Here is a 17,382-nt window from a genome sequence, read left to right as displayed (position 1 = left end):
ATCAGCAGCGTTTGGCTTCTTATTCCCCGCTAAAAACATTCTCGTTTCAACCCGTTAAAAAGTGGATCTGCCTATAGTCATGTTTAATCTTCAAAATAAGGCATCTTTCGCGATATCTCTTGGGGGGATTAGGATCATTTCCCTATACATAAGGATAGGCAATCGCCCTATTTTTTATGACTTATAGGCTTTTTGAGCTAAAGAGTTTTTCAATGATTTACGCTTTCAACTATTAGCAAATTGGGCAACTCGTGAGTGATGATTCAACTTGGCGATGGCAGCAACAGCGAAAATTGAGAAAATGATTTTGGCACAAAATATTTTTTTGTATCAATAGGTCACAGGACTTTATATTTTTTGTATCGAGGGATAACAGAGCTTTGTATAACAGAGAACTTATTTTTTAGAACGACTCCCGGCAGATGGTGATGAAGCTTTTGATTTTTGTCTCCCTCATCCATGTATTTGTGAATCATGATTGAGTTTTTTAAACAGAAATTTACATATGACTTGATAGTTAATTTCCTATCTTGCTAAGTAGACAGCCGTGATTCAACATGAACCCCAACACTCCGTACTAGCCACTGTGCAGGCAGCACGGAGTGTTGGGGTCTGACTTTTAATGGTGTCGAGGTACTTACAACGTCATTGGCCGAATCGGTTCAATATTGGGATCGTAGCCGCCGAGCTGATTGGAGCGAAGTACCCACACGGTTGCGCCATGCTTGAGAAAACTGTGGGCGATCGTGTCGCTAGCCAAGCGCGGCAGCATGGTTCGCCAACTAGCCAGGCCCGTTAGCAGGCTACGAACCGGGCTGTCTTCTAGCGTATTGCCCAGGTTGTACTCGTGATCTTCCCAATCGGAGCGTGGCCCACCCAAGGGCTGAAGCTTTCTCTGCAGGCTGCGGCCTAACTCTACTAATTGCCGAAAGCGTTGGGCTTGTTCGGTACTTTCACTCAGTAAGGTTCGGAGTGCTTGAGGATTGTTGGCCAGATATCGCTCTACGGCTTGAATACTAGCGAATAATGCTTGATTGGAATCTTGAGCGCAGTTGTTGGCAGGGCCAACATAGGTACCGCCCGTTCCGTCGCCAATACGATAGCGGGCTGTCATGGCTTGGAGTTGACGCATCATGGTATCCAACGGCGAAATGCTGCTGCCATCCATTTCGTACGGTTCGGTAAAGGAGTCGAGCTTGATGAGCAGATCGCACACTGGCCGCACCCCCATCCACCCAAACTGGCGATCGCCCATATAGCACGACCAGTGTAGCGTTCCGGCAATAATGCCATCGGTGTTGTGGGAATAGACCTGCAAGTATTGAATGTCAAATCGCAGCTCATCGGTAAGGGGATCGTGCACGACATCGGCATAGCCATAGGCAAAATGCCCAAAAAATAAAGGAGTGGACGCGGCGGGTTCTCGCCGTTTGCCGCCAATGCCACCATAGGTATGAATCACCAGGGCTCGATCGCCCTCCTGCCAATCGGCGATCGCCTGTTGCACCTCTGCCGCCTGCTGATGAATCAGCACCGAGCCCCACTTGCCGCGCCGCGTATTTTCAGGAGACCAGGCTTGATTGCGAACGTAGTCGTATCCCTGCTTTGCACCAAAGATGACTTCTTGGGGGCGCAAACTGAGGAGGGCGCGCGGAGCCAACGACTGCACCACAAACTGACCATCCCGATTTTTGGCACCGTAAATGTACCAGCCAGTTTCATTGAGCGGCACTCGTTCCAAATCTCGCGTGGTGGAAGGGTAACACCCGTTGAGATCAGCAATGACCGGAGGCAGCAACACCCGCTCCTCGGGACCGTCAAACTGGCGTGTGGCTTTGTTGAAATGGCGAATCCGAAACTCGTGCGTGTGGGCGATCGCCTCCACAAACTGGACGGCGGCATAGTAACACCCAGTAATTTGCGACGGTTGATCGCGAATATAGAGCACCACCCGCGACGGAAACTCTGACACCTGCACCTCATTCAGCAGTTGCACCATCATGTCGTCGGTGGGTCGCGATCCCGCTAGCGACTCCAATGGCCCTACGCGATGCCAGTGGTTGAGCCGCTCAGGATGAATTAGCCCGCCAAACTGGCTGCTAAACTCTGCATCGGCGCTGAAGTGAACATCTTTGGTAACGGCGGCCACCCGTCGCTTCACACGCGGATCGTTGAGCCAACGCAGGGTGACGACCTTTCCCACCAGGTGGCCGTACTCTGGCGGAGCGTGCCACACTTCAAAGCACACGCCCCGAACCTGCCGCCGTTCATCTTGCTTGGGCAGGATTAAGCGCCCCATCCACTGGTTGATGGGTTGGTACAGCTGAAAATCCACCGTTTGGTGCAGCGGATAGTACTCAGGATGCACAAACTCTGCGGCCTGATAGCGAGAGTAGTGGCTCGGCTTGGGCGTTATGGGCCGTGGCTCAAAGATGGGCTCGTCTCGCAAAATTTTGAGAACCAGCTCAATCGTTTTTTGAAGGTGAGTTCGGCCATCTTTCAGCTTGGCGTCGGGATCCATGTATCCGCCAGGAACCTGGTGCCCCACTGGCCCCACAGACAAGATGCTAATTTTGCCCTTGCGCTTTGCCCGATTCCAGTAGGACAAGGGAAAGATACGCCAACGCCCTGGAAAGAAAATGGGACCAAAGCGTTCCACAATGTCGCGATCGCCCACGATATGATACAGGTGCTCAACCTTGAGGAAGTTCTTATTGGCGCTCATTACGCCGCCCAAAGAAATTACCTCAATGGAAACTCCCATGGCTCGTCGTAGGTAGGGTGCCACCGCCACAGACAGTTCGGCTCCGCCGCTGTACCCAATCAGGCTAATGGGAACCTTACTCCCGGGTTTGTAGCCTCGCTGAATTAACCCGTTATATAAGGTCTGGGCAATGCCCTGGGTGTAAACCGGGCCATAGCGTTGATCGGCGCACACCGCCACAATCAACATATTGCGGAGATTGAGCATCAACCCCAGCAACGCTTTGGGATTGGCCCAGCGCATGCGATCGGCCAACCGCCACAACAATGCCAGCGGACGATCTTCATCCAACGGTTTGTTGAAGACGGAATACATCATGAGGCCATCGATTAGCTCCATGTCGTCTGGTAGGGCTGGCGACAGCGCATCTAAAAATGCTTCAACATCGGGGGTGTATTCGTGCCCCGATTGGCCGATGCCATCCAAATACACCACATAGCGGGCGATCGCATCCGTTTCGTCCGATTCGAGAATGACCGTATCCTCGGACACAGGCTCTAGTCCGGTGTCTACACCTTCACCAAACCACCCAGCCCACCAGCCCAACGTTTCTAACGGCGCGAGGATACCCGCAAACACCAGAGCCACGATCCCAATCCACACACAGTCAAACACAAAGCGGAAGACCCCTGGCAAATTGACATACCAGCCAAACAAGCCATCGCGAATTGGCGCAAGCAAAAGGGCCACCATCAAAAACAGGCCCACCATGGCAAGCAGCGTAAACACCAGCTTGACGGGCTGGGGAATTCCTTTGGCGCGCTGGTTGAGCTTGAGCAGGGGGCTATTGAGGCCAGCCTTGCGCGAAATTCGCAGCGTGGAGGAGTCAACGGCATTGGCGGCGATCGCCTCAACGCCAATTGAGGGATCGGGGGCAAAAATTTGCTCGGCAACAGCCGTATTTCTCCGACGCTTGGCGATCGCCTGCTCATCTGCACCTTTCCCACCCGACACCCCAGCTAGCACCCCATCTTTGGAATCTGAAACGGCCATCGATAAGTGGTCGAGGTGCGCCTCAATGGTTTCTTCCAGTTCGCTTTGGCTACTGACTAACGACACTCCAGCCACCCGATCGGCCAGCCATTTGCCAAATTGGGCAATGGGTTGCCCCACGGTATTTTCTAGCAACTGCAACACCACCCAGCCCACAGCCACATACCCAACGGCAAAAGCACCACTCACATCTGCGATCGCGCCAAACCCAACCACCATTGCCAGCAAGCGCCACACCGACAGCACATTGAGAATCGGCACTCCCAAGTAGGGCAATGCTCCCAAAAAGCTAAACAGCAGCGGAGCATAGCTCAAACCCAGCACAGCTAACAATTCAGGTAACCGCACCCCCACCGACCACGGCAGCAACCCAATAAGCCAGGTACTCAGCACCAAAAAAATGAAACCTGCAACAAACAGCACCGCATTAATCAACAGGCTGAATACGAAGCGGATCGGTTTGACATGGTTGATAAACAAAATGATGCTTTGGGCAATACTGAGCGATAAACCCGCCAACAGCACCACCAGCAGGGCAAACCACACACCATGTTGCACGATCGCAACGTATTGAAACGCGGTTGGCTGTAGGGCAAATGCCCTGCCCAGTAAATCACCAAATTGTTGAAGTGCAGTCGGTTGCATTGCGATATCGAGAGATCTTAAAAAATGAATTGCATTGATTAGAAAATAAGCGAAATGACCAACATTGAGAGAAATGCCCAAAATTCTTTAGCATGAGCTGCCTCCGGTCGGGTTGGATGGACATCCCTTGCTCTCGTTGTGGCCACCCAAGGACTAGAATTTGTCTCTGAAGTCTTTTGCTCCTGAGTCCTTTGCCCTAAAGCCTTTGCTTTGAGGCCTTTACTCTAAAGCGATAAGGTCAGCTCGTTCATCCGTTCCACCCAACTCAGGGTGACTTCGTTTCTAATCTTTCACAAGGATTCGCAGCGTTCATCATCCCCTAAGAAGATTGCAGCCAAATGACGTTTGTGCAAGACATTGTGGCGTTTTAGTACTTTGCATCATGACATATTCATCTCCAGCCAAGCCTCATGCTCAAGAGGCGTTTTTGGGTTGGGTTTTGTTAGGTTTCACCGGTGTGGATGGTTGATGAAACCCACCTGGTTTTGCAATACGGTATCAATCCAAGAAAAGCCGTATTAAATTAAAGACATTGGGGTTTGTATCCATCGGTTTAGGGTTTCGAATCAGGTTTCGTATTTCCAAAAAGCCAAATGATCGCCCGTTTGGGCTAACGGAGCAACGAGCGATCATCTAGGTTGAATCAGGCTCTACCATTGCCAATGGCTAAATATGCCCTGCTGATCGGGGTCAGCAATTATCAACATCACGATGCGATCGCAGCTTCTCCAACCGCACTCAGCGATGTCAAAGCGATGGAGAAGATTTTGACGCATCCCGACATGGGCGGGTTTGCGGAAGTCATGCCTGTTTTTGACCCCGATCGCATGGCGATGGAAGAAGCAATCGAAGAGTTTTTCCGCAAGTGTCACCCTCAAGATTTGGCCGTACTGTTTTACTCCGGTCGGGGGGTGCAAGATGAAGTCGGCCGACCCTATTTCACCACTCACTCCACCCGCACAACGGCAGAGGGCCAACTGGTGCGCTCAACAGCAGTTCCTGCCAGCTCGGTACAAGCCTTGATTGGAGGGCGATCGTCCCAGCAGCAGGTCATCATTTTGGACTGCGGTTTCTCCCATAACCAAGATTCCAGCCAGGTACCGACAGCGCAATTCCACCAACCCAACGGCAACCTTACTCAGGATGGCAATGGCATTCATCGGGGCGATCGTCTCACCCCCAGCAATGGCACTCACCAGATTGTGCCCTCCATGCCCAACCCAGTTGTGCCGTTGCCCCAGCTTGCTGCATCATCCGGTGGGGCACAGCCCATCTCTAGCGGGTCTGCATCATCAGAATCAGTGGCGCAGGATTATGGATTTGTCACCACCCTCAAGCAACAGTTGGGGCTGCAAGGTCGCGTCATTTTGCTGGGTGAGGGCTCTCTTTCCACCGCCACCAACTCCGATCTGTCTCCCTATACCCACTATTTAATTGAGGGCATTACCTCTGGAGCAGCCGACCAAAATGGAGATGCCGAAGTTTCGGTTCGAGAGCTGCACGACTATGCCCGACGACATGTGCAGGCCGAAATTCCCACAGCGCACCCAGAGTTAATCGCCGTTCGTGACGAGGATTGCGAAATTAACTTGGCGCGAGTTCCCCTCATCGATCCGGGGCGGCGCTACCGCGAGCAGGTCGAGCACTACATGAGCGATGGGCGCATTTCGCCAGTGGCTCGGGTCATTTTAGATCGACAGCGGGTGAAGCTAGATCTGCCAACAGCCCAGGCATTGTCCATTGAAAATGAAGTCCTGCGGCCTTATCGCGAACATGCTGATAACCTGCTGCGCTATCGCAAAGCTCTCACGGCGGCCTTGGAACTCAGCTATCCCCTGAGTCAAACGTTAGTGGATGAACTAAAGGATTTGCAAGCGCTGCTGGAGCTCACGGATGCAGAGCTAGAGCCCATTCAGCAGGCAGTGATGCGGCCCTATGTGGAGCAAGCAGAAACGCATCAACAGCATGTTCAGCAGTACACGGCAGCTTTTCGGGAGGCGATCGCTCAATCCTATCCCGTTAGCAACACGGTGCGGCAAACGCTGGCGGCTTTGCAGCGATCGCTGCAGTTGACCGATCCGGATGTGGCAGACATTGAAGCGCGTCTAATCGCCGCCGATCAGCAACGGCGAGAGCAGTATCGTGCCAATTTGCGCCAGCTTGAGAAGGAATGGCTAGCAGAAGTTCAAACCCAATATCCACCAGCCCCAGAGACGCTACTACAGTTTGAAAAACGACAGCATTCTTTGGGAATTCAGCCGACGGATGCTGAGGCGATTCGCCAAGCCGTGTTTCGCGAAATTGAAGCACAGCATGCTCAGTATCGCCGCAAGCTAGAGCAATACCGCACCGGTTTTTTGGAAGCGATTGCCCATTCGCCAATTCTCGACAAACCTACGCGTGATCATCTACACCAACTCCAGGCCAATCTAGAACTAAACGATAACGATATTATCCAAATCGAACAGCAGGCGATCGCCCAGAGAGACACCGTTCATCGCAAACATGCCAACCTGGAACGGTATCGCCAGGAATATGCCCGTAGCATTCAAGAGGAGTACCCATTGAGTGAAGCCAGCCAGCAAAATTTGAAGCGCATTCAAGAAAATTTGCAGCTGAGTGATGAGGATGTGTTGCCAATTCAGCGACAGCTTGCAGCACAGGCTGAGGCCCAGCGCCAACACTCCCACAAGCGATTGGATCACTATCAGCACGAGTTCGCAGCTGCGATCGCCAAGGAATTTCCCCTGAGTGATGCCACGCGCCAACGCCTTGACCAGGCATGGCAAGCCGCCGGCCTCAAAGAACAGGACGTTCGCCAAATTGAGTACGTTTTGGAGGGCGAGGTCAAGGCAGAGCGAGAACAATACACCATACGTCTGCATGAGTTTGAGCGAGCCTACAGCGAAGCCGCCCGCACTCACTATCCCCTACCGATTCAAGAGCGCGATCGCATCATTGCTCTGGCCCAAACGCTAGAAATCAAATCCGAAGACGTGATGCAAATCGAGGCAAACACGGCCCTTGCCTACGAAGCACCCGTCAATCCACCCACCCCACCAGCAGAACCCGAAGCAGCAACCACCCCAGACGCCCCCTCGGCAGAATCGGCCCCCGCCCCCGAAAGTAGCACCGAAGCCTCCCGTTCTGATGATCTGGTTTCCACCGTCAACGTGGACTACAGTATTTTGCGAGATCTGCTACAAGAGGGTCGCTGGCGCGAGGCAGATAGTGAAACGTTGCGCGTGATGCTGCAAGCCACCCGACGGGAACAAGAAGATTGGCTTAGTCCTGAATCACTGTTAGCTCTGCCCTGCGTCGATCTTCACACCATCGATAAACTGTGGTCATCCCACAGCAACGGCTATTTTGGCTTTAGTGCCCAGGCCCGCATCTACAACACGCTTAACGCCAGTCTGCGCGGTAACAAACGAGCTGTCGAGTTTGCGCTTCTTGTCAAATGGATGTTTAAGCTGGGCGGCGTCTATCCCATGTTTCGCGAGTACAAGCAGCTCGACTTTCATTTGCCAAACCAAATTGGCCATTTGCCAGCTTTATGGTATTGGCGGCTATCATCCATGGGATCGTTTATGGCTGGGGCGGGCATTTCGGGCGATCGCTCCTACGGTGGAGCCGACATGAATATGCTAGCCAACCTCATGCAGCGCCTCAAGGACTGCGGGCTCTAAGTGCATTGGCATCCCATCAAGCACTCTTCAATCCGCCTCCGCTGTCCCCTTCTGCTGTGATACGCTAAACCCTTGTCCCGCTTACTTGCAAGGTTGGCTATGTCCTTCGGAATGGATGATTTTTCGGCTCCCGAATTGGTGTCGCTTAAGAACTCGCTTAAGCAGCGAGGCGTCAAGTATGCGATCGCCAGTGTTGTGGATGTACATGGCATTCCCAAGGGCAAAGTGGTTCCGATCAATCATTTTGAACAAATGATGCGGGGTGCCGAGCTGTTTGTTGGCTCAGCCATGGAGGGCGTACCACAGGGAATTCAGGATGAAGAGTTGGTGGCGGTTCCCGATCCCACCAGCAATGTATTGACCCCGTGGAACCGTGAGCTGGTATGGTTTTCAAGCGATTTGTATTACAAGGGCGAAGCCTTTGAGGCATGCAGTCGCAGCATTCTAAAGCGGGTGATGGGGCAAGCCGCAGGCTTGGGCTACGTACTCAAGCTGGGCGTGGAAGCCGAGTTCATGGTGCTTCAACCTACAGAATCCGGGGAGATCAAGCCTGTGGGCGACCGCGATACATTGTCCAAAGCCCGCTACGACCTGCGCAGCACCCTCGACAACATCACCTGGCTCAGCGAACTCACCGAAGCCATCAACGACTTGGACTGGGATGTGTACTCTCTAGAGCACGAAGCCGCCAATGGTCAGTTCGAGATTAACTTTAACTATACCGACGCCGTGAAAATGAGCGATCGCCTCACGTTTTTTCGCCTCATGGTCAACGAAGTGCTGAAAAACCATGGCTACTTTGCTTCATTTATGCCCAAGCCATTTGCCGACACAGCAGGCAATGGTGCTCACTTCAACCTATCGCTAGCCTCAACCGAAGGCGGTGGCAACCTTTTTCTAACCCGCGAAGATCCACACAAGTGTGGCTTATCCAAGCTGGGCTACCAGTTTATTGCGGGCATTCTCAAACATGCTCCAGCAATTTGTGCAGTTCTAGCTCCTACCGTCAACAGCTACAAGCGCCTTGTTACCCCCAGCAGCATGCAAAACTTTAGCGGCGTGCCGATTCACACCTCTTACGGTGGCAACAACCGCACGGCGCTACTGCGTATTCCCATGGGGGGCGGCCGGGTCGAATATCGAGCCGCAGATGGCGTTTGCAACCCCTACTTAGGTGCGGCGATGCTGCTGGCCGCCGGCCTTGAGGGGATTCGCGATGGACTCGACCCTGGAGAACCCGAGGTCGAAAATATTACGACCTTCTCTCCCGTCCAGCTTCAGCAGCGCGGCATGCAAACTCTGCCACGCACGTTAGGAGAGGCGATCGAAGCATTTGCCACCGATCCCCTCAGCTACGAAGTCATGGGGCCACTCATGTTCCAAACCTATGTGGATTGCAAAATTCAGGAATGGTTGGCCTATTGCAACACCATCTCTGAGTGGGAAACGCAGCGCTATCTCCGCTGGTTTTAGACTGAGTTGCCAGATGCCACTGTGGCAGGTGCCAATCCCAAAAACTGCCGTACCAGCTTTAAGTAAGCTGAGGCATCTTCCAGCATGGGAAAGTGGGACGTACCAGGAATGACGTGGTATTCAATAGTTTGAGAATTGAGCGCCGCTGCTTTTTGCCCCATATCAGCTGGAATGATTTGATCGTACTCGCCCGAAATCAACAGCGTGGGAACCGTGAGCTGAGCAAATTCCTTCGGCATGAATTCCACAGCTTCTTTGCTAACTGCCGTAAAAATCGTGCCCAACGCCGCATCAAAATCAGCAAGCAAAAAGTCTTCTAAAAACTCACGCCGATCCTTGGCCGCAATGGGTCGGTGCAAAAACCGCGCCATAAATATGCGGTCGATAAAGGGAATTTTGGCCAGCCACGGGGGGCGAAACATCACCACGTATCGACCAAATTTATAGAAGGCTTCAAAGGCGTTTTTGTCGTACTCAAAAATGCCGTTACAGGTGAGGATAGCCCGCTCAACGCGATCGCCATATCGATTCAAAAACAACGCCACAATCGAGGCTCCCGTTGAGTGCCCGTTAATATAAATGCGCTGAATGCTTAAGGCATCCAACAGTAGCGCCAAGTCATCGGCATAGGTAACTAACTCATACCCAATCGCACTCACCTCAGGCGAAATCGGATTGGGCAAGCGCGATCGCCCAAACCCACGCATATCGTAGAGCAAACAATCAAACTCATCCACTAACGCATGAGCAGTCGATTCCCAATAGCGATCGGAGCCGCCCCATCCGTGAACGAACACCATCACTGGCTTCGAGGGAACAAACGGTTCTGTAATAGGGGAAGTGCTGATCCACTCATAGTAATGATCAACCCCTCGAATCGAAACAAACGGCATGACAAACCCAAAACAAACACTTGCTTACCAAAATACAAGAGCGCCCTGCAGAACAGAGCGCTTCTCAAGCAAACGTTAAAACCCTATGCCGATTCTGGCTTCGGAATGGAGGATGGATGCAGCAGCAACTCGGCAGTTGAGCGCTTCTCAACCATTTCACGGGTAATCGAACAGCGCGTTACATCCTTGCGCGACGGCAGCTCATACATGACTTCCAGCATCAGCTCTTCTACAATGCTGCGTAGCGCCCGGGCACCCGTCTTGCGCCGATAGGCCTCTTGCGCGATCGCCCGTACCGCGTCCTGCTTAAACTCAAGCTGCACATTGTCCATCTTCATGAGCTTTTGATATTGCTTCACCAGCGCATTGCGCGGCTCGGTCAAAATCGCAGCCAACGTATTTTCATCCAACGGATCAACGGCCGCCAGCACAGGCACTCGACCAATAAATTCGGGAATCATGCCAAATTTCACCAAGTCATCCGGCTCCAAATGCTTCAGCACCTCAGCCGATCGCTTCTCCTTGGTTTGGCCTTCACCCGGTTGGATAAAGCCCATACTCTTCTTGCCAGTGCGCTGCTCGACAATTTTTTCGAGGCCAACAAACGCACCACCGCAAATAAACAGGATATTGCTGGTGTCGATTTGAATACAGTCTTGATACGGATGCTTCCGCCCACCCTGAGGTGGCACATTTGCAACCGTGCCCTCCAGCATCTTCAGCAAAGCCTGCTGCACACCCTCACCCGACACATCGCGAGTAATCGAGGGATTTTCGCTCTTGCGGGCAACCTTATCAATTTCATCGATATAGATAATGCCACGCTGCGCTTCTTCTACATCCAAATCAGCGACCTGAAGCAGTCGCAGCAAGATGTTTTCTACATCCTCGCCCACATATCCTGCTTCCGTCAGCGTTGTAGCATCGGCCACAGCAAACGGAACATCCAGCATTTCAGCGAGGGTTTGGGCCAGCAGCGTTTTGCCACACCCCGTTGGGCCAATCAGCAAAATGTTGGACTTTTGCAGTTCAACCGGATCGTCGTTCTTCCCATTGCTCTTGTTCTGAGCAAAGGCAAGCCGCTTGTAATGGTTGTACACCGCCACCGAAAGAATTTTCTTCGCCTCATCCTGACCAATGACATGGTCATCCAAATGCTTCTTGATCTCGCGGGGCTTTGGAATTTGGTTGAGTGAGAGTCGATTGGTGCGGGCAGGCCGTTTCTCGGCTTGTGGCTCGCGGCGGGTTGTTGACTGGGGCACAGCGGCCCCAGAATCAAACAACTCCTCGTCCAAAATCTCGTTACATAAATCGACGCACTCATCACAGATGTAGACACCGGGCCCAGCAATTAATTTGCGAACCTGCTCTTGCGACTTACCGCAAAACGAACATTTGAGATGAGAGTGAGAGTCATACTTCGACATAGTCGTCTCTCAATTGCTTACAGTGACGTTTGTTTGCGCGCTAGGCAGATTCGATCGGGCAACGACCTGATCAATCAACCCGTAGCTTACAGCCTCTTCAGCGGACATAAAGAAGTCTCTCTCAGTGTCCGTTTCGATTCTTTCAATTGGCTGACCCGTATGGTGAGCCAAGAGAGAGTTGAGAGTGCGTTTATGATACAAAATTTCTTTGGCTTGGATCTCAATATCTACGGCTTGCCCTTGCGCACCACCAAGAGGCTGATGAATCATGATGCGAGAGCTGGGCAGTGATAGCCGCTTTCCTTTTGTGCCACTAGCCAACAAAAATGCGCCCATACTGGCTGCCAAGCCAAAGCAGATGGTGACAACGTCTGGACGAATCTGCTGGATGGTATCGTAAATCGCCATGCCAGCTGTGACCGAGCCACCGGGAGAGTTGATGTAGATTTGAATGTCCTTTTCGGGCTCTTCTGCGTCCAGAAAGAGGAGCTGGGCCACTATGGAGTCTGCAACGGCATCATCAATGCCTGTACCCAAGAAGATGATGCGCTCTCGCAGGAGGCGAGAGTAGATGTCAAAGGCGCGCTCTCCACGGCCCGACTGCTCAACCACCATCGGAATGGCGTTGCGAATTTCGGGATATGCCGATACAGAGTCCAGGCTGGGCTGATACTTGCTGTTCGTGGATGCGTTGAAAGATTGTGAAAACACCATAATGGTCAGCGAATGACGACTGAAGCGTATCAACAAGGAAAGATGCGGCGATGAAGCTGCAATCTATCCGACATTATGCCTTAACTCCTCTAAGACTGGTGGGAGAGTTTACCGAATGACGCAAAAACCAAAGATTTAGCCAGTTTTAAAGACCGACTAAATCTTGATTTAGCTATTCGTCTGCTTTGCTCGTTTTACTTTTGGCCGTTTTTTTACGAGTTGTTGAGGTTTTACTTTTTGCAGCCGTGTCTTCTGCGTCTTCAGCAGGGGCTGCTTCTGGAGTGGCTTCTTCGGCGGCTGGCTCAGGCGACTTAGCTGCCTTGGCTTTGGAAGCTTTCGCTTTTTTGGGCTCAGCGTCTTCTGTTTCTGCGTCTGCTGCTTCTATTTCTGCGTCTGCTTCTGTTTCTGCGTCTGCCTCTTCTGCGTCTGCTTCGGGCGACTCAGTCACGGTGAGGGAGCCTTCAGGCACCAGTTCTACCGTGTTGTTGGCTTCCAGCCATTCAAAGATTTTTTCCTTGAGTAGCTCTTCAGAAACGACTTCCTTCAGGCGATCGCGATCCAAATTAGGCTCATCTTTAAAGTCTTCCAGGATCTCGGCCATGCGGGCTTCGATGGCGGCCTCATCCACACTAATCGACTCAAGTCTGGCAATTTCGCCCAGAGCCATCGTGCGCTGAATGCGAGTGACCGCCTCGGGACGGCTGCGATCGCGCAGAGAATTCACCACCTCAGGCGTGAATAGCTGTTTCACATCCATCCCTTGGTTGCTGAACTGCATGGCCGTTTGGGTGATCATGTAGTCCGTTTCGCGGCGAACCAGCGTTTCAGGCAGATCGACTTCTAGATACTTCACCAGTTCTGCCAATAACGCTTCTTGCTTGTTGGTTTTGGTCTTATCAGAAGCTTCGTCACTAAAGCGCTTCTCCAACGATTCGCGTAGTTCGGCCAGGGTCTCAAAATCGCTAATCTCTTGAGCGAAATCATCATCAACCTCAGGCAATTCCTTTTCCTTCAGTTCTTTCAGGGTGATCGTGAAGATGGACTTCTTGCCTGCCAAGTCCTCTTGCGGGTAGGGATCAGGGAACGTGGCTTCCACTTCCTTGGTTTCCCCCACGTTCATGCCGATGATGCCGGAAATAAAGCCAGGAATAAACTTGCCTTCAATTAGCTCAATTTCAAAGTTTTCGGCGCTACCACCAGGAATTTCAGCCGGCTCATCTTCGCCTTCGGCAGCTTCGGCCAAACGACCTTTAAAGTCCACCACGGCCAAATCTTTTTCCTGAGCAGGGCGGCCTTCAACGGGCACTTGAGCTGCAAGGCGATCGCGATATCCATCCAAAAACTCGTCCACCTTGGATGGTTCATAGACGATCTCTTCTGCCTTAACGCTCAACCCCTGATATTGCGAGAGGGTGGCCGTTGGCGGCACATCCACGACTGCAGAGAAGGTCAACGGTGAGCCAGGCTCATAGTTTTGAAATAGCTCCTCATAGGATGTGCGTAGCTCAAAGTTGCCTAGCGCATCAATTTTTTCTTGCTTGATAGCTTCTTTGAGACTGTCATCAATTAGCTCTTCAATCGCCGAAGCCTTAAGACCTTGACCAAACTGGCTCACGAGCACTTGGCGAGGCACCTTGCCCTTGCGGAACCCAGGAATATTTGCGCTCCGAGTGAACTTTTGCAGAGCCTTTTCATAGGCCTGTTTTGTCATTTCGGGTGTAATCTCAATCTCTAAACCGACACGACTGGCGGGCAGCTTTTCCTGGGTAACTTTCATGGTTTTCTCATTGCACATCAATGTTTGCTACCGATTGTTCGGTAACATCGCAATTAGCTATGTTAGCTGATCCTGTCGCCAGGGGGTAAAAGGCAAGCGCAAATCTCTCGGATTATTTCAGGATTTTTTGGCTGAGTCCAAGCCAAGAGATTCGAATAAAGATCGAGCGATCGCCCTCCTGCCAGCGTAGCCGTGAAGGGCGACAACCTCGCCGACACGTTTTGTGACTCCTCATGAGCCGCTAATTTAGCGAATCGCAAAGTCAGTCATCCTACTTAAAAGGGCATTGCATGTGCGATCGCCCTATCTATGCAATCAGGGGTGCGACCTCAAAAGACGACCGAGCGCAACAATCCCTCACAGATTCACGTTATAGATCATGCAAACAGATCTTGCGAAACACCTGAAAAACTCCGCTATACAGATCTTGCGAAACACCTGAAAAACTCCGCTATGATGGTGAACATCCTTCTTGGTGCATGGTGCGATCGCCAAAGGATCAAGGACGGCTGTAAGACTCTCATGAAGAGGTAGGGGCAAAATCTAAGTCTCAGGATCTGACAACTGGCGTCAATGCGAGATATCGAAAAGTTGGTATCGATTCAATCGTGCTTCGCTTTGTCGGTCACCATCGCTGCTTCAGTGCAGAGTCTACAGAGCGACCATCGAGCACGAAGGTAGGTTAATTTTTACAGACCCCTACAGTTATCTCTCTATTAATGATTTCTAATTGATATAAGTTCCTTTTTAAGTTCTCTTACTTTTATTGAAGCTGCTTGTCACACGCAAGATATAACATCAGAAGCAATTGACCATGGGGATACGGGGAGCGTAGTTACGGCTGATGCATGCCTCATGCCACATCGTCGCCAGTTTTTGGGAAGCAATAGAAATAAACCTTTAATTTAGTTCGTGTTTTGGGAGGAAATCGGATTGTCGCAGTCTTATCACGTTGCGATTTTGGGGGCGACGGGTGCAGTTGGTACTGAACTGTTGCAGCTACTTGAAGAGCGTCAATTTCCATTGTCAAAGCTGACTTTGCTAGCATCACCACGCTCGGCAGGGCAGCCTTTGCTCTTTAAAGGAAAGGAAATTCTTGTTGAAGCGGTCAGCGATCGCGCTTTTGACGGAGTAGACATTGTATTGGCATCGGCGGGTGGCTCCACATCCAAAGCTTGGGCCGATGCGATTGTGAAAGCAGGCGCAGTGATGATCGACAACTCCAGCGCCTTTCGCATGCAGCCTAATGTTCCGCTCGTCGTGCCTGAGGTAAATCCCAAGGCAGCTGCGGCCCATCAAGGCATCATTGCCAATCCCAACTGCACCACCATTCTGATGACAGTGGCAATTTATCCGCTCCATCAGGTTCAGCCCATTCAGCGCATCGTTGCCTCCACCTACCAGTCGGCAAGCGGTGCTGGAGCCCGGGCCATGGAAGAAGTAAAGGCCCAGGCGATCGCCATTCTCAATGGTGAGCAACCTCCCACCGAATCTTTCCCCTATCCCCTCGCATTCAACCTCTTCCCGCACAACACCCCTATCAACGAGCAAGGCTACTGCGAAGAAGAGATGAAAATGGTCAACGAGACGCGGAAAATCTTTGAGGTACCTGATTTGCGGGTTTCCGCCACCTGCGTTCGCGTTCCAGTGCTTCGCGCTCATTCCGAAGCAATCAATCTCGAATTTGCTCAACCCTTTAGCCTAGAAACCGCACGAGACGTGCTCAGCCATGCCCCCGGAGTCAAACTGGTTGAAGATTGGGAGCGCAACTACTTTCCCATGCCGATAGATGCCACAGGAAAAGATGAAGTGCTCGTAGGTCGCATCCGGCAAGACTTGTCTCACCCCAGCGGACTAGAGCTGTGGCTGTGTGGCGATCAGGTTCGCAAAGGTGCCGCACTCAACGCGGTGCAAATTGCCGAATTACTCATCAACAATAATTGGCTCAAGCCAACAACAGTTCCATCGGCAGCAGTCAGCCATTCCTAATTGGGCGGCCCAGTCAGTACGGGCACATGCCCAGGCTTGAGATTTTTTTGAACCATTTCCCTGGGATAGCAACATCCCCCTTCGAGCACCAAAACATCTATCACAAATGAGGAGCTAACGTTAAGCGTGAGTAATTTTGGACGAGTCCTAACTGCGATGATCACGCCGTTTAAGGACGATGGCAGCCTCAATTACGAGGTTGCCGAAGAACTAGCCGTATATTTGGCCAATAACGGCTCCGATACATTAGTGGTCTGTGGGACTACAGGCGAATCACCCACCCTCACTTGGACCGAAGAGTACGAACTGTTTCGGGTGGTGAAGCAGGCGGTAGCGGGTAAGGCAAAGGTCATAGCCGGAACGGGTTCCAACTCTACCCAAGAGGCGATCGCCGCAACGCAAAAGGCAGATAAGTTAGGCTTAGACGGTTCCTTGCAGGTGGTGCCGTACTATAACAAGCCGCCGCAAGCGGGTTTATATCAACACTTTCGGGCAATTGCCGAAGCCGTGCCAGACTTGCCTATGGTGTTGTATAATATACCTGGGCGCACTGGCCAAAACCTTTCCCCAGAAACCGTTGCTCGCCTTGCTGATGTTTCCAACATCGTTGCAATTAAAGAAGCCAGTGGTAACTTAGACCAAGTCAGCCAAATTAGACGACTGGTTCCTCGAGAGTTTTTTATCTATTCTGGAGATGATTCATTAACGTTGCCCACCCTGGCAGCTGGTGGGCAGGGCGTTATCAGCGTTGCCAGTCACCTCGTTGGTCGCGAACTTCAGCACTTGATTCAAGCATTCGAGCAAGGGCAGAATCAAGTAGCGCTCGATATGCATCTCAAGCTCTTTCCGCTCTTCCGCTCACTGTTCATCACTACCAATCCCATCCCGGTCAAGGTTGCGCTCAATATCCAGGGATGGTCTGTCGGAAAAACCCGTTTGCCCCTAGAGGATAATCTGGACAGCATTGCTCAGGTGCTTAAGCCCCTCATTCAAGAATTAAACCTTGTGTCTCACTAAC

9 protein-coding genes are annotated in these 17,382 nt (G+C 51.8%); 4 read left to right on the top strand and 5 right to left on the bottom strand.

The window, feature by feature from the left end:
- Window positions 1-637 precede the first annotated feature (637 nt).
- Complete coding sequence (locus ACQ4M4_RS09405) at window positions 638-4,402, bottom strand: CAAX protease (RefSeq protein ID WP_430684233.1); 3,765 nt, start codon at window positions 4,400-4,402, stop codon at window positions 638-640.
- 662 nt (window positions 4,403-5,064) lie between these two features.
- Here ACQ4M4_RS09405 and ACQ4M4_RS09400 point away from each other — a divergent pair.
- Window positions 5,065-8,091 carry a GUN4 domain-containing protein gene (locus ACQ4M4_RS09400; protein WP_430684232.1) on the top strand — a complete coding sequence of 1,009 codons (3,027 nt, stop codon included), beginning with the start codon at window positions 5,065-5,067 and terminating at the stop codon, window positions 8,089-8,091.
- 99 nt (window positions 8,092-8,190) lie between these two features.
- Window positions 8,191-9,564, top strand: a complete 1,374-nt coding sequence (gene glnT, locus ACQ4M4_RS09395; RefSeq protein ID WP_430684231.1) for a type III glutamate--ammonia ligase — start codon at window positions 8,191-8,193, stop codon at window positions 9,562-9,564.
- Here glnT and ACQ4M4_RS09390 read toward each other — a convergent pair.
- The 4 genes from ACQ4M4_RS09390 to tig all read right to left on the bottom strand — a co-directional run bounded on the left by ACQ4M4_RS09390 (window position 9,561) and on the right by tig (window position 14,375).
- Window positions 9,561-10,457, bottom strand: a complete 897-nt coding sequence (locus tag ACQ4M4_RS09390) for an alpha/beta fold hydrolase (RefSeq protein WP_430684230.1) — start codon at window positions 10,455-10,457, stop codon at window positions 9,561-9,563. The two genes, glnT and ACQ4M4_RS09390, sit on opposite strands and share 4 nt — an antisense overlap.
- A gap of 83 nt (window positions 10,458-10,540) precedes the next feature.
- A complete protein-coding gene (clpX, locus tag ACQ4M4_RS09385) occupies window positions 10,541-11,884 on the bottom strand; it encodes an ATP-dependent protease ATP-binding subunit ClpX (protein WP_430684229.1) in 1,344 nt (447 codons plus the stop codon).
- A 9-nt stretch (window positions 11,885-11,893) separates the two neighbouring features.
- Window positions 11,894-12,598 carry an ATP-dependent Clp endopeptidase proteolytic subunit ClpP gene (gene clpP / locus ACQ4M4_RS09380; RefSeq protein WP_430684228.1) on the bottom strand — a complete coding sequence of 235 codons (705 nt, stop codon included), beginning with the start codon at window positions 12,596-12,598 and terminating at the stop codon, window positions 11,894-11,896.
- A 172-nt stretch (window positions 12,599-12,770) separates the two neighbouring features.
- A complete protein-coding gene (gene tig, locus ACQ4M4_RS09375; RefSeq protein WP_430684227.1) occupies window positions 12,771-14,375 on the bottom strand; it encodes a trigger factor in 1,605 nt (534 codons plus the stop codon).
- Between the two features lie 933 nt (window positions 14,376-15,308).
- Here tig and ACQ4M4_RS09370 point away from each other — a divergent pair.
- Together ACQ4M4_RS09370 and dapA are read left to right on the top strand one after the other, a co-directional pair.
- The gene (locus ACQ4M4_RS09370; protein ID WP_430684226.1) at window positions 15,309-16,364 is read left to right on the top strand and encodes an aspartate-semialdehyde dehydrogenase; all 1,056 of its coding nucleotides are present in this window, start codon (window positions 15,309-15,311) and stop codon (window positions 16,362-16,364) included.
- Between the two features lie 126 nt (window positions 16,365-16,490).
- The gene (gene dapA, locus ACQ4M4_RS09365) at window positions 16,491-17,381 is read left to right on the top strand and encodes a 4-hydroxy-tetrahydrodipicolinate synthase (RefSeq protein ID WP_430684225.1); all 891 of its coding nucleotides are present in this window, start codon (window positions 16,491-16,493) and stop codon (window positions 17,379-17,381) included.
- Window position 17,382 lies beyond the last annotated feature (1 nt).

This window comes from Leptolyngbya sp. AN02str (assembly GCF_050565595.1).
GTDB lineage: Bacteria > Cyanobacteriota > Cyanobacteriia > Elainellales > Elainellaceae > Kaiparowitsia.
This window is presented reverse-complemented; position numbering and strand designations above follow the sequence as displayed.